The organism is Polynucleobacter difficilis (assembly GCF_003065365.1).
GTDB lineage: Bacteria > Pseudomonadota > Gammaproteobacteria > Burkholderiales > Burkholderiaceae > Polynucleobacter > Polynucleobacter difficilis.
In genome coordinates this window covers 1,654,623-1,677,664 of the sequence record NZ_CP023276.1, presented here as the reverse complement: position 1 = coordinate 1,677,664, position 23,042 = coordinate 1,654,623, and the positions used below count along the sequence as shown (strand labels likewise).

The 23,042-nt window shown below is 51.5% G+C and carries 25 protein-coding genes; 11 read left to right on the top strand and 14 right to left on the bottom strand.

What is annotated here, in order from left to right:
* The first annotated feature begins 4 nt into the window (after positions 1-4).
* The 4 genes from hemH to dnaJ all read left to right on the top strand — a co-directional run bounded on the left by hemH (position 5) and on the right by dnaJ (position 5,070).
* Positions 5-1,123 carry a ferrochelatase gene (gene hemH, locus AOC34_RS08515; protein WP_108469659.1) on the top strand — a complete coding sequence of 373 codons (1,119 nt, stop codon included), beginning with the start codon at positions 5-7 and terminating at the stop codon, positions 1,121-1,123.
* Between the two features lie 96 nt (positions 1,124-1,219).
* Positions 1,220-1,768 carry a nucleotide exchange factor GrpE gene (grpE, locus tag AOC34_RS08510; RefSeq protein WP_108469658.1) on the top strand — a complete coding sequence of 183 codons (549 nt, stop codon included), beginning with the start codon at positions 1,220-1,222 and terminating at the stop codon, positions 1,766-1,768.
* A 152-nt stretch (positions 1,769-1,920) separates the two neighbouring features.
* Positions 1,921-3,864, top strand: a complete 1,944-nt coding sequence (gene dnaK, locus AOC34_RS08505) for a molecular chaperone DnaK (protein WP_108469657.1) — start codon at positions 1,921-1,923, stop codon at positions 3,862-3,864.
* Positions 3,865-3,945: 81 nt separating this feature from the next.
* The gene (gene dnaJ, locus AOC34_RS08500; RefSeq protein WP_108469656.1) at positions 3,946-5,070 is read left to right on the top strand and encodes a molecular chaperone DnaJ; all 1,125 of its coding nucleotides are present in this window, start codon (positions 3,946-3,948) and stop codon (positions 5,068-5,070) included.
* A 12-nt stretch (positions 5,071-5,082) separates the two neighbouring features.
* Here dnaJ and panB read toward each other — a convergent pair whose 3' ends face one another.
* The 6 genes from panB to AOC34_RS08470 all read right to left on the bottom strand — a co-directional run bounded on the left by panB (position 5,083) and on the right by AOC34_RS08470 (position 10,386).
* On the bottom strand, positions 5,083-5,901 hold the full coding sequence (gene panB, locus AOC34_RS08495; RefSeq protein ID WP_108469655.1) for a 3-methyl-2-oxobutanoate hydroxymethyltransferase: 819 nt from the start codon (positions 5,899-5,901) through the stop codon (positions 5,083-5,085).
* A gap of 17 nt (positions 5,902-5,918) precedes the next feature.
* Positions 5,919-6,446 (bottom strand): 2-amino-4-hydroxy-6-hydroxymethyldihydropteridine diphosphokinase, encoded by a 528-nt coding sequence (folK, locus tag AOC34_RS08490; RefSeq protein WP_108469654.1) that lies wholly within the window; start codon positions 6,444-6,446, stop codon positions 5,919-5,921.
* A gap of 67 nt (positions 6,447-6,513) precedes the next feature.
* On the bottom strand, positions 6,514-7,929 hold the full coding sequence (pcnB, locus tag AOC34_RS08485; protein WP_108469653.1) for a polynucleotide adenylyltransferase PcnB: 1,416 nt from the start codon (positions 7,927-7,929) through the stop codon (positions 6,514-6,516).
* Positions 7,926-8,606: a histidinol-phosphatase gene (locus AOC34_RS08480; RefSeq protein ID WP_108469652.1), complete on the bottom strand. Its 681-nt coding sequence runs from the start codon at positions 8,604-8,606 to the stop codon at positions 7,926-7,928. The genes pcnB and AOC34_RS08480 overlap by 4 nt, the downstream gene beginning before the upstream one ends.
* Positions 8,603-9,397, bottom strand: coding sequence for a DnaA regulatory inactivator Hda (gene hda, locus AOC34_RS08475; RefSeq protein ID WP_108469651.1), 795 nt, complete (start codon positions 9,395-9,397; stop codon positions 8,603-8,605). Before hda ends, AOC34_RS08480 begins: the two co-directional genes overlap by 4 nt.
* Positions 9,394-10,386: an AI-2E family transporter gene (locus tag AOC34_RS08470; protein WP_108469650.1), complete on the bottom strand. Its 993-nt coding sequence runs from the start codon at positions 10,384-10,386 to the stop codon at positions 9,394-9,396. Before AOC34_RS08470 ends, hda begins: the two co-directional genes overlap by 4 nt.
* 74 nt (positions 10,387-10,460) lie before the next feature.
* Here AOC34_RS08470 and purM point away from each other — a divergent pair, with 74 nt between their 5' ends.
* Positions 10,461-11,513: a phosphoribosylformylglycinamidine cyclo-ligase gene (purM, locus tag AOC34_RS08465; RefSeq protein WP_108470133.1), complete on the top strand. Its 1,053-nt coding sequence runs from the start codon at positions 10,461-10,463 to the stop codon at positions 11,511-11,513.
* Here purM and miaA read toward each other — a convergent pair.
* From miaA to murJ, 3 genes are read right to left on the bottom strand one after another with little or no spacing between them, the layout of a single operon-like run.
* The gene (miaA, locus tag AOC34_RS08460; RefSeq protein ID WP_108469649.1) at positions 11,506-12,492 is read right to left on the bottom strand and encodes a tRNA (adenosine(37)-N6)-dimethylallyltransferase MiaA; all 987 of its coding nucleotides are present in this window, start codon (positions 12,490-12,492) and stop codon (positions 11,506-11,508) included. The genes purM and miaA overlap by 8 nt on opposite strands.
* A gap of 21 nt (positions 12,493-12,513) precedes the next feature.
* Entirely contained in the window at positions 12,514-13,356 is an 843-nt protein-coding gene (locus tag AOC34_RS08455; RefSeq protein ID WP_108469648.1) for a SirB1 family protein, read from the bottom strand.
* Positions 13,357-13,361: 5 nt separating this feature from the next.
* Entirely contained in the window at positions 13,362-14,918 is a 1,557-nt protein-coding gene (murJ, locus tag AOC34_RS08450; RefSeq protein WP_108469647.1) for a murein biosynthesis integral membrane protein MurJ, read from the bottom strand.
* Positions 14,919-15,110: 192 nt separating this feature from the next.
* On the opposite strand from murJ, the gene rpsT reads away from it, so the two are divergent.
* Complete coding sequence (rpsT, locus tag AOC34_RS08445) at positions 15,111-15,377, top strand: 30S ribosomal protein S20 (RefSeq protein WP_108469646.1); 267 nt, start codon at positions 15,111-15,113, stop codon at positions 15,375-15,377.
* Between the two features lie 65 nt (positions 15,378-15,442).
* Here rpsT and AOC34_RS08440 read toward each other — a convergent pair whose 3' ends face one another.
* Positions 15,443-15,757: a DUF3579 domain-containing protein gene (locus AOC34_RS08440; RefSeq protein ID WP_407675561.1), complete on the bottom strand. Its 315-nt coding sequence runs from the start codon at positions 15,755-15,757 to the stop codon at positions 15,443-15,445.
* A 136-nt stretch (positions 15,758-15,893) separates the two neighbouring features.
* Here AOC34_RS08440 and argF point away from each other — a divergent pair, with 136 nt between their 5' ends.
* The 3 genes from argF to ppnP all read left to right on the top strand — a co-directional run bounded on the left by argF (position 15,894) and on the right by ppnP (position 18,510).
* Positions 15,894-16,844: an ornithine carbamoyltransferase gene (argF, locus tag AOC34_RS08435; RefSeq protein WP_108470132.1), complete on the top strand. Its 951-nt coding sequence runs from the start codon at positions 15,894-15,896 to the stop codon at positions 16,842-16,844.
* A 75-nt stretch (positions 16,845-16,919) separates the two neighbouring features.
* Positions 16,920-18,152 (top strand): argininosuccinate synthase, encoded by a 1,233-nt coding sequence (locus AOC34_RS08430; RefSeq protein ID WP_108469644.1) that lies wholly within the window; start codon positions 16,920-16,922, stop codon positions 18,150-18,152.
* A gap of 52 nt (positions 18,153-18,204) precedes the next feature.
* Positions 18,205-18,510, top strand: a complete 306-nt coding sequence (gene ppnP / locus AOC34_RS08425) for a pyrimidine/purine nucleoside phosphorylase (protein WP_108469643.1) — start codon at positions 18,205-18,207, stop codon at positions 18,508-18,510.
* A gap of 1 nt (position 18,511) precedes the next feature.
* On the opposite strand, the gene AOC34_RS08420 is transcribed toward ppnP, so the two are convergent.
* The gene (locus tag AOC34_RS08420; protein WP_108469642.1) at positions 18,512-18,961 is read right to left on the bottom strand and encodes a DUF192 domain-containing protein; all 450 of its coding nucleotides are present in this window, start codon (positions 18,959-18,961) and stop codon (positions 18,512-18,514) included.
* 96 nt (positions 18,962-19,057) lie between these two features.
* A complete protein-coding gene (locus tag AOC34_RS08415; RefSeq protein WP_108469641.1) occupies positions 19,058-19,261 on the bottom strand; it encodes a cold-shock protein in 204 nt (67 codons plus the stop codon).
* A gap of 278 nt (positions 19,262-19,539) precedes the next feature.
* Here AOC34_RS08415 and clpS point away from each other — a divergent pair, with 278 nt between their 5' ends.
* Both clpS and clpA read left to right on the top strand, forming a co-directional pair.
* Positions 19,540-19,896 (top strand): ATP-dependent Clp protease adapter ClpS, encoded by a 357-nt coding sequence (gene clpS / locus AOC34_RS08410; RefSeq protein WP_371131770.1) that lies wholly within the window; start codon positions 19,540-19,542, stop codon positions 19,894-19,896.
* Positions 19,893-22,199 (top strand): ATP-dependent Clp protease ATP-binding subunit ClpA, encoded by a 2,307-nt coding sequence (clpA, locus tag AOC34_RS08405; protein ID WP_108469639.1) that lies wholly within the window; start codon positions 19,893-19,895, stop codon positions 22,197-22,199. The genes clpS and clpA overlap by 4 nt, the downstream gene beginning before the upstream one ends.
* 76 nt (positions 22,200-22,275) lie before the next feature.
* Here clpA and AOC34_RS08400 read toward each other — a convergent pair whose 3' ends face one another.
* Together AOC34_RS08400 and dut are read right to left on the bottom strand one after the other, a co-directional pair.
* A complete protein-coding gene (locus AOC34_RS08400; RefSeq protein ID WP_108469638.1) occupies positions 22,276-22,575 on the bottom strand; it encodes a HigA family addiction module antitoxin in 300 nt (99 codons plus the stop codon).
* A gap of 17 nt (positions 22,576-22,592) precedes the next feature.
* Positions 22,593-23,042, bottom strand: a complete 450-nt coding sequence (dut, locus tag AOC34_RS08395) for a dUTP diphosphatase (protein ID WP_108469637.1) — start codon at positions 23,040-23,042, stop codon at positions 22,593-22,595.

Sequence of the window (23,042 nt, the reverse complement as noted above, 5' to 3'; positions counted from 1 at the left end):
TGTTTTGAATCAAAACCCCCATCTGCGCCCAAGCAAGACAGCCATTTTGCTGCTGAACTTAGGCACACCCTCTGCACCCACGCGTAGCGCAGTCAAAGTCTATTTAAAAGAATTCCTTTCCGATCCGCGGGTGGTGGAAATTCCACGCATCATCTGGTGGTTTATTTTGAATGGCATTATTTTGCCGATTCGCAGTGGCGCTTCTGCCAAAAAATACGCCACGATTTGGTTGCCTGAGTTAGGTTCGCCACTCTTGCACTACTCGCGCCTGCAAGCCAAATCATTGGCGGTAAATTACGCTAATCAAAACCAAACCGTGTTGGTCGACTTGGCAATGCGCTATGGCAAACCCAGTACCCAAGACGCCTTAGATGCACTGCAAGCCGAAGGGATGGAACGCTTACTGCTGCTTCCCCTCTATCCGCAATACTCGGCGACAACAACGGCATCCAGTTTTGATGAAGTGTTTCGCGTGCTGCGTTCATGGCGCAATCAGCCGGAGGTGCGCATGGTGAAGCACTACCATGACCACCCCGCCTACATTGAAGCATTGCGCCAACAAGTAACGGAGTTTTGGGAGAAAGAAGGTCGCCCTGACTTTGCAAAAGGAGAGCGCCTGGTTCTGTCCTTTCATGGGCTGCCCAAACGCAATTTGTTAAAGGGCGATCCTTATCATTGTGAGTGCCTCAAAAGCGGCCGCTTGCTGGGCGAAGCCTTGGGACTCGTTCCGGGGCAATACATCGTGACCTTTCAATCGCGCTTTGGTAAGGCGGAATGGTTAAAGCCCTATACCGCGCCTACGCTCGAGCAGCTTGGAAAAGAGCAATGTCCGCGGGTCGATATTTTTTGTCCTGGATTTCCGGCCGACTGCTTGGAGACGCTCGAAGAAATAGCCATGGAAGGCAAAGAAATTTTTATTGAGCATGGCGGCAATGATTACCGCTATATCCCTTGTCTGAACAATAGCCCGGCATGGATCAATGCGCTGCATGCGATTGCAGCGGATCATATGGCTGCTTGGCCGCTAACCGATGAGCCCGCTGCGGTCTTAGCCAAGCGCAATGCGCTGGTTGCCGTTGCTGAGGCGCATATCGCCAACCCCACCGCTCCAGCTGCCCCTTGAAATGGCCTGTTTTGCGCCCATATGTAGATGAAATAAGTAACAGCAAGTGCGCTCAAGGCCACTTCCCTTCCGACATTACCAAAGTGATTTAGACCCATGACCCAAGAAAAACCCGATTCAACACCAGAAAATCAAGCTGAAACAGCCGCAGATACAGCGGCCAATGCAGCAGAAGCAGCGGTAGAGCAGACTGCCGAGCAGCAGCTGGCTGAAATGCAACAAAAATTAAGCGAGATGCAAGACAACTTCTTGCGCGCCAAAGCTGAGGGCGAAAATATCCGTCGCCGCGCAGCAGAAGACATTGGCAAGGCGCATAAATTTGCCATTGAGGGTTTTGCTGAGCATTTAGTACCGGTTGCAGATAGCCTTTATGCAGCCCTCAACGCCGAAGCAGTCGATGCAAAAGGCTTTAAGGAGGGGCTAGAGATCACGCTCAAGCAGTTAATGAGCGCCTTTGAAAAAGGGCGTCTAGTCGAAATTAATCCTGCTAGTGGCGATAAGTTTGACCCCCATCACCATCAAGCCATCTCGATGGTTCCCTCAGAGCAAGAGCCTGGAACCGTGGTGAGCGTCTTGCAGCGCGGCTACTCCTTGGCAGATCGGGTTTTAAGACCCGCTTTAGTGACGGTGAGTCAGTCGGCTTAGTAGCCAACCCCCAGCATTTCGGGCAAAAAAAGCGAATAAATTGGTTTTTCTGGGTTTTTGCCCCTTGAATTGGCCTTTTTTGACCCCAAATACCTTATATCAGACGTAATAACGCGAATTTAGCGCACACCTTATTTTTAAGCGGAGTAGATATGGGAAAGATTATTGGAATTGACTTAGGAACCACCAATTCGTGCGTTTCTGTAATTGAAAACGGCACCCCTCGGGTGATTGAAAACGCCGAAGGCGGACGTACAACTCCGTCGATCATTGCTTACATGGAAGACGGCGAAGTACTCGTTGGCGCACCTGCGAAACGCCAATCGGTTACCAACCCACGCAATACCGTGTATGCGGTTAAGCGCCTGATGGGCCGTAAATTTACCGACAAAGAAGTACAAAAAGACATTGGTCTCATGCCATACAAAATTATTCAAGCGGATAACGGTGATGCATGGGTTGAGGCGCGCGATAAGAAAATGGCGCCACAGCAAGTCTCCGCTGAAATTCTACGCAAGATGAAAAAGACGGCAGAAGATTATTTAGGTGAAGAAGTGACTGAAGCGGTCATTACGGTACCGGCTTACTTCAATGACAGCCAACGCCAAGCAACGAAAGACGCTGGCCGCATTGCTGGCCTGGAAGTTAAGCGCATCATCAATGAGCCTACTGCAGCTGCCTTGGCCTTTGGTCTGGATAAGCAAGAAAAGGCGGATCGCAAGATTGCTGTTTATGACCTGGGCGGCGGAACCTTTGACGTCTCCATTATTGAAATTGCGAACGTCGATGGTGAAAAGCAGTTTGAAGTACTTTCCACCAACGGCGATACCTTTTTGGGCGGCGAAGATTTTGACCAGCGCATCATCGACTGGATCATCGACGAGTTTAAAAAAGAGCAGGGCGTTGATCTCAGCAAAGACGTGTTGGCATTGCAGCGCTTAAAAGATGCAGCAGAAAAAGCCAAGATTGAATTGTCTTCATCGCAGCAAACCGAAATCAATTTGCCTTACGTTACGGCAGACGCCAGCGGCCCTAAGCATTTGAACTTGAAACTCACTCGTTCCAAGCTCGAGTCTTTGGTAGAGGAGTTGATTGAGCGCACCATGGGCCCATGCCAAATGGCACTCAAGGACGCAGGCGTATCGGCATCCGACATCGATGACGTAATTTTGGTGGGCGGTCAAACGCGCATGCCAAAAGTGCAAGACAAAGTGAAGGACATCTTTGGTAAAGAGCCACGCAAAGACGTAAACCCAGATGAAGCCGTTGCCGTTGGCGCAGCGATTCAGGGATCGGTTTTGTCGGGCGACCGTAAAGACGTTCTGTTGCTGGATGTAACGCCACTCTCCTTGGGTATTGAGACCTTGGGCGGCGTGATGACGAAGATGATTCCAAAAAACACGACCATCCCAACCAAGCATGCACAGGTTTATTCCACAGCAGAAGACAACCAACCTGCGGTTACGATTAAGTGCTTCCAAGGTGAGCGTGAGATGGCCAGCGCCAATAAGCTATTGGGCGAGTTTAATTTGGAAGGTATTCCACCAGCTGCACGCGGCACCCCACAAATTGAAGTCACCTTCGATATTGATGCCAACGGTATTTTGCATGTCACCGCCAAAGACAAAGCCTCTGGTAAAGAAAACAAAATTACCATTAAGGCGAACTCTGGCTTAACCGAAGAAGAAATTCAGCGGATGGTGAAGGATGCTGAAGCCAATGCAGCGGAAGACAAAAAAGTATTGGAGCTCGTTACTGCTCGCAACACAGCAGATGCCTTGGCCCACTCAACCAAGAAAGCATTGGAAGAGCATGGCGCTAGCTTAGAAGCAGCAGAAAAAGAAGCAATTGAGGCTGCGTTAAAAGAACTAGACGAGGCGATTAAAGGCAGTGATAAAGCCGCGATCGAGGCAAAAACCGAAGCGCTTGGTAAGGCGAGTCAAAAGCTGGGCGAGAAAGCCTTTGCTGCTGAGCAAGCTAAAGCCGGCGGCGGCGCTGCTCCTGGTGCTGCTGGTGCGAGTGCATCTCAGGGCGGTCCAGCCGATGCGGATGTAGTCGATGCCGACTTTAAAGAGGTTAAAGAGGATAAGAAATAATCCGCTTTTTATATAGGCAGTAAACACAAGTCGGCCCAGCGCCGACTTGTGTCGTTTTAATGATGCTGAGAGGAAGAGGCTGTGGCTACGAGTAAACGCGATTTTTATGAGGTGCTGGGCGTTGGAAAAAATGCCAGCGACGAGGAATTAAAAAAGGCGTATCGCAAATTAGCGATGAAGCACCACCCCGATCGCAATCCGGATAATCCGGGTGCAGAAGCTAAATTCAAAGAGGCGAAAGAAGCCTATGAGATGCTCAGCGATCCTCAAAAGCGCGCTGCCTATGATCAGTACGGCCATGCGGGCGTTGATCCCAATATGGGCGGCGGTGGATTTGCAGGCGGCGGTTTTGCGGATGCTTTCGGTGATATTTTCGGGGATATTTTTGGCCAAGGCGGTGGTCGCGGTGCGGGCCCCCAGGTCTATAAAGGCGCCGATCTGCGCTACAACATGGACATTACCCTCGAGCAAGCAGCCGAGGGTTATTCCACCCAAATTCGAGTACCCAGTTGGAGTAACTGTAAGCACTGCAGCGGCAGTGGCGCCGAACCTGGCAGCAAGGTTGAAACCTGCCCAACGTGTAACGGTCAGGGACAGGTACGGGTTGCACAAGGCTTTTTTTCAATGCAACAAACCTGCCCCAAGTGCCGCGGTACTGGCCAATACATTCCGAAGCCTTGCAAGCAATGCCATGGCAGCGGTAAGTTAAAAGAACAGAAAACCTTAGAGATCAAAATTCCGGCAGGCATCGATGATGGTATGCGCGTTCGTTCGGTGGGCAATGGTGAGCCTGGCGTCAATGGAGGCCCCAGTGGCGATTTGTATGTCGAGGTACGCGTGAAGCCGCATCCGGTGTTCGAGCGTGATGGCACTGATCTCCATGTGCAAATGCCGATCTCGTTTGCAACCGCAACCATCGGCGGCGAGATTGAAGTACCAACATTGACTGGCCGGGTTGAGTTTCCGATTCCAGAGGGAACGCAAACGGGTAAAACATTCCGCTTACGCAATAAAGGCATTAAAGGATTGCGCTCAGCTGTCGTGGGTGATCTGTTTGTGCATGTGATGGTGGAGACACCCGTCAAGCTGTCCGATGAGCAAAAGGACCTACTCAAGCAGTTTGATGAGAGCCTAAAATCAGGCGGCGCAAAACACAATCCCCATCAAAAAGGATGGTTTGATAGCGTGAAAAGCTTTTTTAGTTAAGCGCTGAATCGACTAGGAGGCGAAGCCGTGTTCCGGACCCGGAAAACGGCCCGTCTTCACGTCGCGAACAAAGGCTTTGACTGCCGCTTCGATGGAGGGCTTGCCTTCCATAAAATTCTTTACGAACTTAGGTGGCTTACCCGGGCTAATTCCGAGCATATCCGGCAATACCAATACTTGGCCTGAGCAGTCTGGTCCGGCTCCAATGCCGATCGTCGGAATGGACACAGCCTCTGTAATTTTTTTCCCTAATGCCGATGGAATGGCTTCTAGCACCAGCAGTTGGGCACCAGCAGCGGCGCACGCCTGGGCTTGTTCCAACATCAGCGCTGCGGCATCTTTGTTTTTGCCTTGTACTTTATAGCCGCCAAGCAAATGGACCGACTGTGGCAACAAACCAAGGTGAGCACATACGGGTACGCTACGCTCAACCAAGTGGGCAATGATGTCGAGTTGCCAGTCGCCTCCACCCTCGAGCTTCACCATGTCGGCACCTGCACGCATGAGTTCAGCGGCAGACTCTAGGGCAAGGTAGGGATCGCCATAACTGGCAAAGGGTAAATCGGCCATCAAAAAGGCTTTGGCGTTAGCCCGAGCAACACACTGGGTGTGATACGCCATCTCATCAACGGTAACCGGTGTCGTGCTGTTGTGGCCTTGCACAACATTACCGAGCGAGTCGCCCACCAAAATGACATCAATGTCGCAGCGATTCAGAAGCGCAGCCATGGTTGAATCGTAGGCCGTCAGGACGGCAATTTTTTCTTGCTCTGCATGCATCGAGAGCAGTTTAGAAATCGTAATGGGCTTTTCGCCTTGCAAATAACTCATGCCACCAGTGTAATGAATTAATGGGCCGGGGGGCGATATTCGGCTTTTTCGTCACTGGCGCAGTTGCGGCAGGTCAGTTTTTCAATACGCTGATGCGCTACCTGGGGTAGGTAGCTTTTGAGTGCGCCAAATTCTGGCAAAAAGAAATCCGGCGCAATTTCCAAGAGGGGCAGCAAGACAAACGAGCGCTCGGTAATGCGGGGATGAGGCAGGGTCAGTTCGGTATCGCCCTGTGCAACCCCTTCAAAATACAAAATATCCAGATCTAAGGTGCGCGGCGCATTTTCATAGGGACGCTCACGGCCAAACTGCTGCTCGATGGTTTGGCAAACATGCAGCAAGCCATAAGGCGTTAAGTCGGTTTCAATTTGGACTACGGAATTAATGTAGTCGCCGCCCGTCGCTTCGACAGGCGCGCTTTGGTAAAGACAGCTTTTATGGATGATCCGCAATTGACTACGCAAAGCCAAGCAAACCATGGCATCGGTAATGATTTGGCGCGTATCGCCGACATTGCCGCCAAATCCAATAAATGCTTTTGCCATAGTGAGTCCCAACTGAATATCTGAGTACTTTACTGAAGATTGCCAAAACGTGCTTGGCAGCCCATATTTAGTCGGCGGCAGCCTGATCAGGGCCTGGTGCGGCTGCTTTGGGTTTGCGCCGCCTGCGGCGTTTGCTTGCTGGGCCGCCCGCACCAGAGAGGGAAACTTCCTCTTTGACGGCGGCCAATAATGCTTCTTGCTGTACCGGGTCGGCATCAATAAAGCGGGTCCACCATTGCCCGAGGCTTTCTGGGCGCTCACCCGTAGCGCAGCGGAGCAACATGAAGTCATACCCTGCCCGAAAGCGCGGTAACTCCAGCATGCGTTGTGGGAAACGACCAATCCGTTTATCGAACCGAGGTTGCAGAGCCCAGATCTCCCGCATGTCGGCTTCGAAGCGGCGTTGAATCATCATGCCCTTGCTTTGGGTTGCGATCACGTCGTCCATGGCGGCATGCAAAGCGGCAATATTCGGCATGCCGGCAGCCAGATTTTTTTGCCATGTGCTGAGTAACTCAGGCCACAGCAGGGTAGCAAACAGAAAGCCGGCAGAAACCCCTTTGCCATTCTGAATCCGTTCATCGGTATTGCTGAGCGCCAAGCGAATAAATGCTTCATTACCGGGAACACCGGCTTTGGGGTCGAGCGCGGCATCCAGCATGGGCAATACCCCGTGATGCAGACCCGCCTCCCGTAAGCCCTGAATGGCTTGCCACGAGTAGCCCGACATCAGTAGTTTGAGGATTTCATCAAAGAGCCGAGCAGCGGGCACGTCATGAATCAACTTGGCTAATTTGGCAATCGGCGCACGTGTTTCAGGGGATAGGGTAAAGCCCGTTTTGGCCGCAAACCGAATCGCCCGCAACATGCGCACCGGGTCTTCACGGTAGCGTTTGGATGGATCGCCAATCATGCGCAGGGTGCGCTGCTGCATGTCTGCCATGCCGCCGTGGTAATCGAGGACGGTTTCAGTAGCGGGATCGTAATACATGGCATTAATGGTGAAGTCACGCCGCGTAGCATCCTCTACTTGAGTGCCCCAAACGTTGTCGCGCAGAATGCGGCCACTGTCGGCGACGTGGTCACCCGCATTTTCAAGTAAGGCCCTGAAGGTGGAGACCTCGATGATTTCAGGGCGCTCTTTGCCAAAAAAAGTGACGTGCACAATCTGAAAGCGGCGACCGATGAGGCGCGATTTCCGAAACAGCTTTTGTACTTGCTCCGGTGTGGCATTGGTTGCCACATCAAAGTCTTTTGGACCAATGCCGAGCGCAAGATCACGCACTGCGCCGCCAACGATGTAGGCTTGATAGCCTGCTTGTTGCAAGGTATGGGTTACTTTGACTGCATTTTTGGAGAGGAGTTGTGGGTCAATTCGATGCGCTTTTTTGCTAATACGCTTGGGAGCGCCGGCAGCAGCGGATTGCGTCAGCTTGGCTCGGGGGCTGCGGCGGAAAATGCGCTGAATTAACTTAGTAATCATGCGAACAGTTCCAAAATGGGCCACTGCCTTTTTTCGGCCTCTGCACGCAAGCGGGGGTCCGGATTGGTTGCGATGGGATGACTCACTTGTTCTAATAGTGGCAGGTCATTGAGTGAGTCGGAATAAAAATAACTTTTCTCCATCTGATCCATCGTGTGACCTAGGGAGGCCAACCAATCCTGCACTCGCTGAATTTTGCCTTCCCGAAAACTGGGAATGCCATGCACTGCGCCCGTAAACATTTGGCCCGCTTCATTATTGACGGTGGCTGGTTCAGTAGCCACTAAGTGCGAAATCCCGAATGCATTGACAATCGGGCGGGTGACAAAGCTATTGGTCGCAGTGACAACGCAGCATAGATCGCCGGCATCTTGATGGCGCTTAACTAAAGAAATGGCTGCTGGATGCAATTTGCCAATAATCACTTCCGCCATAAACGCATCATGCCATTGCTGCAGCTTTGCGCGGGGATGCTCGGAAAGCGGTTTTAAAGCAAAGCGCAGAAATGCATCGATGTCTAACTTGCCGAGCTTGTAGTCCGCATAAAACTGATCATTTTTCTGCGCATAATCAACCGCATCGACCACCCCTTGGCGAACTAAAAATTGACCCCACTCGTAATCGCTATCGAAGGGTAACAGGGTGTGGTCCAGATCAAATAAAGCAAGTTGTGTCATCGGTTCATCAATTCATTATTCGGACTACTGGAAAGCTGCAGTAATTCGCGTACTAGGGGTAAGGTAACGGCCCGCTTTGTTTCTAAAGAGTAGGCATCAAGGGCATCGAGTAGCGCCATCAGGTTGGGCATATCCCGGTAAAACCGACTCAAAAGCCATGGCAGTACATCAGGCGAGAGTACTAGTCCACGATCGCTCGCCGCCTGCTCTAAGGCCTGTATCTTCTCATGGTCGCTCAGTAAATGGGTCTGAAACACCAGACCCCAAGCAAGGCGCGTCCGCAAATCTTCGCGCAACTTGAGGTTGGCAGGAGCATCGCTGCCCGCCATAAAGACGAACAGTTGCTGACTATCCCGTACCGTATTGAGAATGCGAAAGAGTGCACTACTTAAGCGCTCATCAAGCAGATCCACATCATCTACGGCAATGACGGTAGGGGTAGACGCCTTTAATTGCTCTGGCAGTTCTGCTTCCAGCTTCACCCACGTGCTTGGCTCATCGCTCCTCAAGTTGTAATGTGGAAGTGAGGCATTTTGCGCTGCGTATATGAGGGCGCGTAACAAATGGCTACGACCTGATCCGGGTGCGCCCCACCAATAAATCCAACGGTGGTTTAGGGGGTTTGCATCGACTATTGCTGGAGTTGCCGAGGGTGCGGCCCACTGCTCGGTAATTTTTTGTAGGGTAGAGATCAGAGCGCGATCACCGCCAGGCAAAAAATTACCCAAGGATGCTTGGTGCGCGCGACCAAGATCGAGGGCAAATTGCCGTGGCAGGGCATTGGAGCTCATTTGCCCTGGTACCAGCTACTCTTGATGTACAAAGACCAGCCAAATTGAATCAAGACTAAGCTGACGGCGCTAGCGGGTAATGCGAGTAAGACGCCAAAAAACCCAAAGAGCTTGCCAAAAATAATTAAGGCAAACAACACGGCAACGGGATGCAAGCCAATGCGCTCGCCCACCAGTCGCGGCGTCAGAAAAAAGCCTTCCAAAAACTGACCGACACCAAAGATGGCTAGCACCCACAGCAACTCAGAGCCAAAGCCAAATTGCAGTATGGCTGAGAGAATGCCAATGCCGAGTCCTAGGGCAATACCGATGTAGGGAATGATGATCATCAGGCCAGTAAACACGCCCAATGCAATGGCGCCATCCATCCCGACGAGGCTCAGGCCAATGCTATAAAACGTCGCCATCACCAAAATCACCAAAATCTGTCCGCGCAGGTATTGGGATAGCAGCCCATCGGTATGCATGCAGAGATGACGTGCGGTATGCGCAAAGCGGGGAGGAATGAAGCCCTCGATTAGTTTAAAAAAGTGATCCCAGTCGATTAAGAGATAAAACAAGACAAACAAAATCAAAATGAGATTAACAAAGCCATGCACTACCGAGCTACCCGATAAAAGAATGGTGTCGAGCGTAGAGCTGACTAAGGCATCGGCATTTGTACTGAGGTGGCTGGTTACTTTTTGTGTCACGGTTTCGCGGAGTGCGGTCCAGTCAAACTGAATGTGGTGTTCGGCTAGGGTGGGTTCTAACCATGCCTGGGTGTTTTGCACCCAAATGGGCAGTTTCGTTTTGATCAGGGGAATTTCATGGCCAAGGAGATTAATGAGCAGCATGAAAAGCCCAGTAACGAGGCTCAGGCCAAAAATAATCGTCAAGGTCGCCGCCAAGGCGCGGGGGATGTGCAGGCCCTCCAGCCGGCTTGCTACAGGGCGTAGGGCATAGGCAAGAATAAAAGCAGCCAAAAAAGGGGTAAAAATTTCTGCCATGGGGCATTGATCCTCTAGAATTCAATGATTCTACCGATCAACGCATGCTTTTACCTTATTTCCAAACGGCCCCCATGAGCTCCTCCCCTAATTCCCAAGCCCAAAGCCTCTCGTACCGCGATGCTGGCGTTGATATCGACGCTGGCGACGCCCTGGTCGACCGCATTAAGCCGCTGGCTAAGAAAACCATGCGCGAGGGTGTGCTGGCTGGTATTGGCGGCTTTGGAGCCCTGTTTGAGGTGCCCAAGCGCTATAAGGAGCCGGTCTTGGTCTCGGGTACCGACGGCGTGGGCACCAAACTCAAATTGGCATTCGAATGGAATCGCCATGACACCATTGGTCAAGATTTGGTCGCGATGAGCGTGAATGACATTTTGGTCCAGGGTGCAGAACCCCTCTTTTTTCTGGATTACTTTGCCTGCGGCAAGCTGACGGTGGATACCGCGGCAACGGTGGTGGGCGGTATTGCTACTGGCTGTGAGCTAGCAGGTTGCGCCCTGATTGGCGGCGAGACCGCTGAAATGCCAGGCATGTACCCTGATGGCGAATATGATTTAGCCGGCTTTGCAGTCGGCGCGGTTGAAAAATCCAAGATCATTAATGGCAGCCGGATTGTGCCGGGCGATGTCATTTTGGCCCTGGGCTCCAGCGGCGCCCATTCCAATGGCTATTCCTTGGTGCGAAAGATTATTGAACGTGCTGGCGCCAAGCCAAGCGATGATATTGGCGGACGTCCTTTGATTGATGTGGTGATGGCACCAACTGAAATTTACGTTAAGCCATTATTGAAGCTGATCGGCGAAGTGGATGTGAAGGGCATGGCCCACATTACAGGCGGTGGACTAGTGGATAACGTGCCCCGTGTTTTGCCAGAACATACTCAGGCTGTTTTGCATCGCGACAGTTGGGTTCTGCCTGATTTATTCCGTTGGCTGCAAATGAAAGGCGGCGTGGTCGATGCAGAGATGGTTCGCGTCTTCAATTGCGGTATTGGTATGGTGGTTGTTCTTGCTAAAAGCGAAGCGGACAAAGCACTCGCTTCACTCCAAGCGCAGGGCCTAAAAGCATGGGTTGTGGGTGAGGTGGTTGAGCGCGCACCGAATGCAGCGCAAACGATTGTTATTTGATCGTACTGATTTGATCTAAGCAGTATTGCAGCGCTGCTGGTAAGCCGCTGGCATCAAACGGATTAAATACAGTTCGGCCCTCAATTGCCCTGAGCCAGGTCAGTTGACGTTTGCCCAGTTGCCGCGTTGCTGCTAATGCCTTGTAACGCATTTGTTCCGCGTCGATCTGCCCATCTAAAAACTCCCACGCTTGACGGTAACCGACTGCGCGCATCGAGGGTAGGTCGGCATGGATACCCGGATAGGCGCGAAGCAAACGCACTTCATCAATCAATCCGGCCTTGAGCATGCCATCAAAGCGACTCTCTAAATTCTGATGCAGCTCTGCCCGCTCACTGGGTTCTAAGGAAACCAGGCGCAGCCAGCTTGGAATCAATGAACCTGCACGACCGTCATCACTGGGCGATTCTGCAAGCCAAGCCGACATTGGTTTGCCGGTGGACTGCACAACCTCTAAGGCGCGCTGAATGCGCTGCGAATCATTGGGCTCTAAGCGCGCTGCTGTAATGGGATCAAGCGCCATTAACTCCGCATGCATGGCTGGCCAGCCGAGCGCCTTGCCGCGCTCATCCAGGCTTGCCCGAATGATTGGGTCAGCAGGGGGAAGGCTAGATAAGCCATAGGCAAACGCACGCCAATAGAGCATGGTGCCGCCGACGATAACCGGCACATTGCCCCGTTGCCGTATTTCCGTGACAAGTTGTTTGGTATCGGCTGCAAAGCGCGCTGCAGAATAGGCTTCGGTTGGATCGAGAATGTCGATGAGGTGATGCCTTACTGCTGCACGCTCGGCTAGCGTGGGTTTAGCACTTCCGATGTCCATGCCTCGATAGACCAGCGCAGAGTCCATGCTGATCAGTTCAACTGTGATGTTGCGCGCCTGCGCCGCCTCTGCGAGCAACATGGCTAGGTGGGTCTTTCCAGATCCAGTGGGACCGGCTATGGACAGGAGAGGCTGCTGATGCGATTCAGTCGGCATGGCGAGTTGATCGCAATGGTTTTAATGTGAGCGAGCTTGGCTCTCGAGGGTGGCAATGTGGCTGCGAATCTCTTCCGCATCGCTCGCCTCGGGCGCTTCACTAATGTACTGTTGCATGTCCTGCAGGGCCGGACGTACGTATTCCAGTTGGGCAAAAATAAGGCCGCGATCACGCACTTCCTCGATGGCGTCGGGTAACAAAATCACCAAGCGCTCCTGAATGCCAAGCAGGCGTTCCCAGCGCTCATGTTCGGAATAAATCAATTTCAGGTTGCGCAAAAAGCGCGAGAGAATTTCTCGGCTACTGGATGCACGCAAGAAAATACTCAAGGGAAGTGCAGTCTCACCCCGATAGCCTTTGGCATCCAAGTAGGGGTCGAGCATGGTTTGCAATTCATCTTTGGAGTAGGTGGCGCCATTGAGCGGATCCATAATGATTTCACCTTGAGGCAAGGAGACGCGCATCATGAAGTGATTCGGAAACGAGACCCCACGAATTTTCAGACCAATTTGCTGGCCGAGCTCGATCATTAAGATCGCGAGGGAAATCGGAATGCCGCGACGACTCTCCATCACGTGGTGCAGGTAGGAATTCTCAGGCGCATAAAAGTCATTCGCGTTTGGTCCAAAGCCCAGCTCGGTGTAAAAAAAATGCTTGAGCAGTTGCAGGCGCTGCACTTGCGACGTATCGGCAGTGATGCGTTTTTTTAGCTTGTTACCTAGGGCATCAATTTCATCGAGCGTATGCTGCACATCCAAATCTGGAAAAGCATGCTGCGCAACTGCAATCGCAGCTTCGGTTAATGGAAAATGATCATCCTCGGCAACGAGGGAAGTGAAGTAATCAAGTTGACGTGTGGGCATACGGTCTATTTTGCATGACGCCGAAAATGCTGCCAACGAATGCCCACAATCCAAAGGGCCATGAAATACACCACAGCAGCGCCCAGAATCCACGCAGCTAATAAACCAATGCGTGTCCATGGCTCACTCTGCATGGCGATCCATTGGTGCAGGTTGGCGCCATAGTGGAGTAGGAGCGATAAAGGAATCAGTGCAATAGCGAGTTGAAAGAGGTATTTGGTCCAGCCAAAGCCGGCCGCAATCGCGCCGCGCCGGTGTAAGCCAATCCAAAGTAGGGCTGCATTTAAGCAGGCACCAAGACCAACCGAGAGCGCTAGGCCTGTATGGCCCAAGAAAGGCACCAGCACAATATTGGCGAGCTGGGTTGAGATCAGCACCAGCAAAGCAATGCGCACGGGTGTACGAATGTCTTGGCGGGCATAAAAGCCAGGCGCCAGAATTTTGATTAGGATCAGTCCAATCAGTCCAACGCCATAGGCGGCAAGTGCATGCTGGGTCATGGCGACATCCAGCGCAGTAAAACGACCGTAGTGATACAGCACTGCAACGATGGGTTCACCAAACAGCAATAGCGCTACTGCACAGGGCGCGGCCAGTAAGAAGGTGAGTTGCAATCCCCAGACCAAAAGCTCACTAGCCTGTTTTGTATCTTGCTGGGCATTAGCGCGACTCAGGCTAGGTAGCAATACAGTGCCGAGCGCGACACCCAGTAGTGCAGTAGGAAACTCCATCAGGCGGTCGGCATACGACAACCACGAGACACTGCCGGTTTGCAACCGAGATGCAATATTCGTATTGATGACTAAGGAGATTTGCGCAACCGATACGGCAAAGACAGCCGGCCCCATAAGTTTGATTACTCTGCGCGCATCGGGATTTAGCCAAGCGCTCCGAATGGCGCCGGGCAATAAGCCAATGCGGGGCAGTAGACCCAGCCGACGCAGCGCAGGAATTTGAATCGCCAATTGCAAAACGCCGCCGATCAGTACGCCGAATGCCAGGGCATAAATCGGTTGATCGAGTTGGGGTGCAAGCCAGAGCGCACTACCAATTAATGCCAAGTTCAGCAAAACGGGGGTGAACGCTGGAATCGCAAAGCGCTGAAAGGTATTGAGAATGCCTGCCGACAGCGACACCATCGAAATCAGCCCAATGTAGGGAAACATAATCTGGGTCATGACCACGCTGGCTTCGTAAGCGGGACTGCCGCTAAAGCCGGTGGCAATCGCCAAAATGAGGAGTGGGGCGCCAACAATGCCTAGGCCCACGGTCAGCAAAAGGGCCCAAAAGAGGAGGGTGGCCACCGCGTTAATTAGGGTTTTGGACTGGGCGGGATCATCTTTACTGGAAACTTCCCCCAAAATCGGCACAAATGCCTGGGAAAATGCCCCTTCGGCAAAGAGCCTACGGAGCAGATTGGGCAGCCGAAAGGCTACATTAAAGGCGTCTGTCCACTCAGAAGCCCCAAAACTACGGGCAATCAGGGTTTCGCGTAAAAGCCCTGTAATGCGCGATAGCATGGTAAAGGAGCTAACCTTGGCGGCAGCGGAGAGCAGGTTCATGGGTCAATTTTCACCTATTTATCAGGCAACTGGGCTTTTTAACTGCTTTCAGGTAAAATCTTGGGTTTTGGTGATCTGACTAAAGCAATCTGCAAGAAAACCCTCAAAAAGAGGATTTACCTTGTAAAGGCAATTTATTCAGCTTGCTATCGAACGATTTAACCCATTGAAATTACAGAGGTAGGTTTAAACATGGCCAATACCGCACAGGCACGCAAGCGCGCCAGGCAAGCAGTAAAACAAAACGAGCACAACTCCAGTTTGCGTTCGAAGCTTCGTACATCCATCAAGGCTGTGCGCAAAGCAATCGACACTGGCGATAAAGCTGCTGCTGCGAAAGTATTTGTCGCTGCGCAAGCAACCATCGACAAAATTGCAGACAAGAAAATTGCACACAAAAATACCGCGGCTCGTCAAAAGTCCCGTTTGTCTGCAGCAATTAAGGCAATGGCAGCCTAAGACGTTTTTGTTGGTTTAGTAGTACCTAGCCATAGCCCGCTCCTTATTAGGGCGGGTTTTGCTTTTTAAGTATGGGTTTGTGATTTAGGTTCGAATTCGCATGCTTCCTCAATGGCCAAATCATTGTCTTTGGCAAAGTTGAGAACAAAGTCGAGGGCGCGTGGGTCGATGTCATGCAGTCGGGTATCGATCACGACGCACTTGATCTGCGCTATTTGAACTGGCCTTGCATAGGGTGAAAAGGTAAAGCGCGGATCGGCATGATCGCCGGGTGGCCTAAATGAAGCCATGACCCCGCAGAGTCGCTCAGCCCAATCGCTCGGCCGAAATGGCTTGCCGGAAGAATTAATCCCTTGGATGAACAGTTTTTTGTGTTTCAAATGGATGGGTGTTTTAGTTGGAGCATGTGTACCAGATTGCCCTATAGCTTAACAGTACAGCTTGCATTTAATCGCCCCATTAATGAAGGCGTCGTGTTTTGAAAATGAGATCAATACAAACTCCTCGGAGAGCCTCATGAATACCTCTTTAGCAAAGCCCCAAGTGCCGGGCCAACTGAAGCATTATTTGCAATTTACTGATCTGACGCGCAGCGAATACGATTATCTCTTCGCCCGTTCTGCTTGGCTCAAGACTAAATTCAAGAGCTACGAAACTTGGCATCCCCTCCATGATCGCACCTTAGCGATGATTTTTGAAAAACAGTCGACCCGTACACGGCTTTCATTTGAGGCGGGTATTCATCAACTGGGCGGTCACGCGGTTTACCTCAATACGCGCGATACCCAATTGGGTCGCGGCGAGCCGGTTGAGGATGCCGCTCAAGTCATTTCTAGAATGACCGACATCATCATGATTCGTACCTTTGGCCAAGACATCATCGAGCGCTTTGCCGCCAACTCCCGGGTACCGGTCATCAATGGTTTAACCAACGAGTTTCACCCATGCCAGGTATTGGCTGATATTTTTACTTTTGTAGAGGCGCGTGGCCCGATTGCAGGTAAAACAGTTGCCTGGGTTGGTGATGCGAACAATATGGCCTATACCTGGATTCAGGCGGCTGAAGTGTTGGGCTTTCAGGTCCGCTTTTCAGCTCCGACTGGATACACCCTTGATCCTGCTCGCTTAAGCGCTGCAGCAGCCAATCACCTCACGGTTTGCAATAGCCCCGAGGATGCATGCAAGGATGCTGACCTCGTGAGCACGGATGTCTGGACTAGCATGGGCTTTGAGGACGAAAATAGCTCCAGAATGGCGGCGTTTAAAAACTGGATGGTCTCGGATAGTTTGATGGCCTTGGCCAAGCCCAATGCACTCTTTATGCATTGCCTGCCAGTCCATCGAGGCGAGGAAGTATCTGCTTCCGTGATCGATGGTCCGCAGAGCGTTGTTTGGGAAGAGGCTGAAAATCGTCTGCATGTCCAAAAAGCATTAATGGAATACCTGTTATGCGGCCGCTTGGATTAATGCATTGCTGTCTTAGCATTCCTTTTTTAAAATAGCACTTGAATCAAATTTTTACGTAAAGCGAACACCTACATCATGTCGGAAATTAAAAAAGCAGTTTTAGCGTACTCGGGTGGTTTAGATACCAGTGTGATCTTGAAGTGGTTACAAGATACCTACCAGTGTGAAATCGTGACCTTTACTGCTGATCTGGGCCAGGGCGAAGAGTTGGAGCCAGCCCGCACTAAAGCCCTGCAATTTGGCATCAAGCCAGAAAACATTTTCATCGATGATTTGCGTGAAGAGTTTGTTCGCGATTTCGTGTTTCCGATGTTCCGCGCCAATACGGTATACGAGGGCGAGTATTTGCTCGGCACCTCGATTGCTCGCCCTCTGATTGCCAAGCGGCAAATTGAGATTGCGCGCCAGGTCAAGGCCGACTCGGTTTCGCATGGCGCTACTGGCAAAGGCAACGACCAGGTTCGGTTTGAGCTGGGCTATTACGCGCTTGAACCAGGGATCAAAGTCATTGCGCCGTGGCGCGAATGGGATTTGTTGTCCCGCGAAAAACTCCTCGCCTATGCTGAGAAACATGGCATTCCAGTCGAGATGAAGCACAAGCAAGGTGGTGCTCCTTACTCCATGGATGCCAACTTATTGCACATTAGTTTTGAAGGCCGCCATCTCGAGAATCCCAATGCGGAGGCCGAAGAATCAATGTGGCGTTGGACGGTTTCCCCCGAGAACGCACCCGATGCAGCAGAGATCATTGAAATTGAATTCCGTGCGGGTGACCCAGTAGCTATTAACGGCAAAGCCTACAAGCCCCATGAGCTCTTGGCTGAGCTCAATCGCCTGGGTGGCAAGCACGGCATTGGCCGCCTCGATTTAGTCGAAAACCGCTTTGTCGGCATGAAGAGCCGTGGCTGCTATGAAACCCCCGGCGGCACGATTTTGCTTAAAGCCCACCGCGGTATCGAGAGCATTACGCTCGATCGCGAAGTGGCCCACCTCAAAGACGATTTAATGCCACGCTACGCTAGCCTGATTTATAACGGCTACTGGTGGTCGCCAGAGCGCTTGGCACTGCAGACTTTAATTGACCATACCCAAACCAGCGTCAACGGTGTAGTCCGTTTGAAGCTCTACAAAGGATCCGTCTCGGTGATTTCAAGGGACTCTGCCAACACCTTGTTTGATCAGAACATTGCCACATTTGATGACGATGGTGGCGCATACAACCAAGCCGATGCAGGTGGATTCATTAAGCTCAACGCCTTACGCATGCGCATTGCTGAAATTGCAAAACGCAAACGCGCCTCCAAGTAGTAAGTTAATCCTTCCCTAAATACGTATTTAAATTCAGATAAAGAACATCACCATGCAATTCGATCACGCCTCCGTAGGAAAAAAAGCCAATGTCTACTTTGATGGGAAGTGCGTATCGCATACCGTTACGTTGGCTGATGGCACGCGCAAATCGGTGGGTGTCGTATTGCCGAGCACCCTACGTTTTGACTTGAGCACCCGCGAAGTCATGGAAGTGGTTGATGGTACGGCTTATGTGAGTATCAACGGAGCGCCTGAGCAAACCTTCGCCGCAGGCCAAAGTTGGGAGGTCGCCGCAGGGGGTTACTTTGTGATTCGTGCGGAATCACCTGTGCATTACGTTTGCCACTTCGACTAATTTATTGGCGCGGTAAGCCCTGGATCACGCTACCAGGGCCAATTGCCCGCTGGCTAAACCATTGCCGGTTCATCTCTAAGGCGTAGCGAACCGGCGCTTTAGGGCAGTGATTATTCAAGGTCTCTGCCTGCATCTCTTCAATGTTAACGATCTTGCCATCATCGGCAATAAAGGCAATCGCCAAGGGGATCTTGGTATTGCTCATCCAGAAGCAGTGCGTGGCTTTTTGATCGAAGATAAACAGCATGCCCGAGTCGGTTGGCATGGAGGTGCGATTCATGAGTCCCACTTGCCGTGCTTGCGGGGTACTCGCTACCTCAGCCTGTATACGATAGATGCTCGTCTTTAGCTCAATAATGGGGAGACTGGTATTAATACTTTGCGCCAGGCTCAGGCCTGTTGTTAGTGCGAGCAATCCAGCGAAAAGCGTATGGCGAATGAAGGTCAGCATGACTGCATTCTAAATAAAGAAGTGAGACAACATAAAATCAGGACGAAAAAAAACCCAGAGATCACCCTGGGTTTTTAATTTGATCAAGGACAGTGATTAAGCGCCTTGAATATTGGTCGCTTGTTTGCCTTTAGGACCTTGGGTAATGTCAAACGTTACCTTTTGGCCTTCTTTGAGGGTTTTAAAACCGCCCATAGTAATCGCGCTGAAATGCGCGAACAGCTCTTCTTCACCATCATCAGGTTTAATAAACCCGAAACCTTTTGCATCATTAAACCACTTAACAACTCCGGTCGCCATGCGAACTCCATTACATAAACTTGAAACAACCGTGAAAATGGGGGGAATACCTTTTAATCAGTCTCACTCCAAAACACGCCTAATAGAACCTCAACTTGAAGCACTACCCTGATTGTTTGCCCTTTTGGCAGGGGTGTCAAGGAGTTATGGTGTTATTCGTACTAGGAGAAACCCCTTTTTATCTCCAAAATCGTCCCCATATGATCTTTAACCCCAGTTTTTGCCGTTTTTTTGCAACATAACGTGGTTTGAGTCAAGGTTTCTGCCTTGTGTTTAGAATGGTTCATATGAGTCGCGCAATCAAAATTCCTGGTAATACCAACCCATTAATTCCGGGTATTGGCGACACCGCATTACTCGAAAAGCAGGCAGAGAAGCTCAAAGCCCCTGCCATGTTCAAAGTGATGCTCCTTAATGATGATTACACCCCCATGGAGTTCGTGGTGATGGTGATTCAGGAATACTTTAATAAGGATCATGAGACGGCCACCCGGATCATGCTCCAGGTTCATTTGGCTGGCAAAGGCGTTTGCGGAATCTTTACCCGTGACGTGGCTGCCACCAAAGTGCACCAGGTTGTTGAGCTATCCCGTGAAGCGGGTCACCCACTACAGTGCACTATGGAGGAAGCATGATTGCCCAAGAATTAGAAGTGAGCTTGCACATGGCGTTTGTTGATGCGCGGGCCGCGCGGCACGAGTTCATCACCGTCGAACATCTTCTGGCTGCGCTCCTCGATAACGCGACTGCAGTGGAGGTCCTGAAAGCGTGTTCAGTGAACATTGCTGAGCTGCGTGCTCAGCTTAAAAACTTTATCAATGACAACACCCCAGTTGTGCCTGGCACCGAGGAAGTGGATACACAACCGACGCTGGGATTTCAGCGGGTGATTCAGCGCTCGATCATGCACGTGCAATCCACTTCCAACGGCAAGAAGGAAGTAACTGGCGCTAATGTGCTGGTCGCCATTTTTGGTGAGAAGGATTCGCACGCGGTGTATTTCTTGCAGCAGCAAGGCGTTACTCGCTTAGATGTAGTCAACTTTATTAGCCACGGCATTCGCAAGGATCAAGTTGAGCCAGCAAAGGCGGCGGATCCAAGCCAAGAGACTGAAGAGTCAGCGGCCAGCGGCAAAGAAAGCCCGCTTGATCAGTTCACGCAAAACCTCAATGCCATGGCCCGCCAAGGCAAGATTGACCCCCTAATTGGGCGCGACAGTGAAGTCGAGCGCGTAGTGCAAGTGCTCTGCCGTCGTCGTAAAAATAATCCACTCTTAGTAGGTGAGGCCGGCGTAGGTAAAACCGCGATTGCGGAAGGCTTAGCATGGCGCATAACCAAGGGCGAAGTGCCTGATATTTTGGCCAATGCCACGGTCTATTCGCTGGACATGGGCGCACTGCTTGCTGGCACTAAATACCGCGGTGATTTTGAGCAGCGCTTGAAGGGTGTGCTCAAAGCCCTGAAAGATAATTCCAACGGTATTTTGTTTATCGATGAGATTCACACTTTGATTGGTGCTGGCGCTGCTTCGGGCGGCACCTTGGATGCCAGTAATTTACTTAAGCCTGCTTTATCGAACGGCCAGCTCAAGTGCATTGGCGCCACCACCTTTACCGAATACCGCAGTATTTTTGAAAAGGATGCTGCACTGGCGCGTCGCTTCCAAAAGGTTGATGTGGTTGAGCCTACGGTTGATCAGACGGTGCAAATCTTGCGCGGCCTGAAGTCCCGCTTTGAAGAGCACCACAGCGTGAAATACGCTTCTGCTGCCTTGGTTGCTGCTGCTGAATTGTCCTCACGCTACATCAATGATCGCCATTTGCCGGATAAAGCAATTGATGTGATTGATGAAGCAGGCGCTGCCCAGCGTATCTTGCCTAAATCAAAACAGAAGAAAACCATTGGCCGCCCTGAGATTGAGGAGATTGTAGCTAAGATTGCACGTATACCACCGCAATCGGTCACGGTTGATGACCGCAGTAAATTGCAAACCTTGGACCGCGACATTAAGAGCGTCGTCTTTGGTCAGGATCCAGCGATCGAAGCGTTGGCAAGCGCGATTAAGATGACGCGTGCCGGTCTTGGCAAGATTGATCGTCCCATTGGTTCCTTCTTGTTCTCGGGCCCAACCGGTGTTGGTAAGACGGAGGTTGCAAAACAACTGGCTTACATTCTCGGCATTGAGTTATTGCGCTTTGACATGTCGGAGTACATGGAGCGCCATGCGGTGAGCCGTTTAATCGGCGCGCCTCCAGGCTATGTTGGTTTTGATCAGGGCGGTTTGTTAACTGAGGCGGTCAATAAGAAGCCCCATTGCGTGTTGTTGCTCGACGAGGTTGAAAAAGCCCATCCGGACATTTTTAACATTCTCTTGCAGGTGATGGATCACGGCACGCTCACCGACAACAATGGCCGTAAGACGGATTTCCGCAACGTCATCATCATCATGACCACGAACGCCGGTGCTGAAGCCATGCAGAAGTCGGTTATTGGCTTTACCAATGCACGTGAGTCTGGCGATGAGATGGCCGATATCAAGAAGTTCTTTACGCCAGAGTTCCGTAACCGCTTAGATGCGATTGTGTCCTTTAAGGCGCTCGATGAGACCATCATCATGCGGGTAGTTGACAAGTTCTTAATGCAGCTTGAAGAGCAGTTGCATGAGAAGAAAGTCGACGCTACCTTCAGTCCTGAGTTACGGGCACATTTAGCGAAACACGGTTTTGATCCTTTAATGGGCGCAAGGCCAATGCAACGCATTATTCAGGACACCGTCCGCAAAGCCCTTGCGGATGAATTGCTCTTTGGTCGCCTGGCGCAAGGCGGTACGGTTGCGGTTGGGATTGATGCGGACGGCAAAGTGCTGCTGGACATTCATCAGGCTACCCCACCAACGAAGGCCAGCAAGACCGATGTGGCGCCTGCTGAGGAAATCTAACTTCTCAGTAAACTAGCTTGTAATGAAAAATACCAACCTTTCGGTTGGTATTTTTTTGGCCCGTATCTTTTCTGCCTTAGGCAGCAAGTAACTGGCAGGGCTCAATCCGTTTCAAAACATCGGCTAAATTACTCTTTGCAACTGCGGTGTCGTAGCTTGCCTGCCCTCTTAGCCACCAGCCATCACTCAGTCCAAAGTATTTACAGAGGCGCAGATCGGTATCGGCGGTAATGGAGCGTTTTCCTGCAACAATGTCACCAATACGTTGCGGAGGCACTCCGATATCTTTAGCCAGACGATATTTGGTAAGACCCAGTGGCTTTAAAAATTCTTCTTCTAACATCTCGCCGGGCGAGACAGGTGCAATCGTTCTCATAACCCGCATGATTCGATTTATCCTCTCCCCGTACTTCCAAACCCGCCCGTCCCGCGACTGCTTTCAGCGAACTCATCGACGATCTTGAGTTCCACTTGCTGTATGGGCACGATCACGAGCTGCGCTAAGCGCTCCATGGGCTCAAGGGTGAAGGGCGTGCTGCTGCGATTCCACGTGCTCACCATGAGTTGCCCCTGGTAATCGGAATCAATCAGGCCGACAAGGTTACCCAGCACAATGCCATGCTTATGACCGAGGCCTGAGCGCGGCAGGATGAGGGCTGCGTAGCGTGGATCTTCTACGTAGATGGACAAGCCAGTCGGTACCAATACCGTTTGACCTGGAGCAATCACCATGGCGGCATCGATACAGGCACGCAGGTCTAGGCCGGCACTACCCGGAGTGCCGTAGCTCGGCATTTGATCGCGCATGCGTTCATCGAGAATTTTGACTTGCAGTGTTTGCAT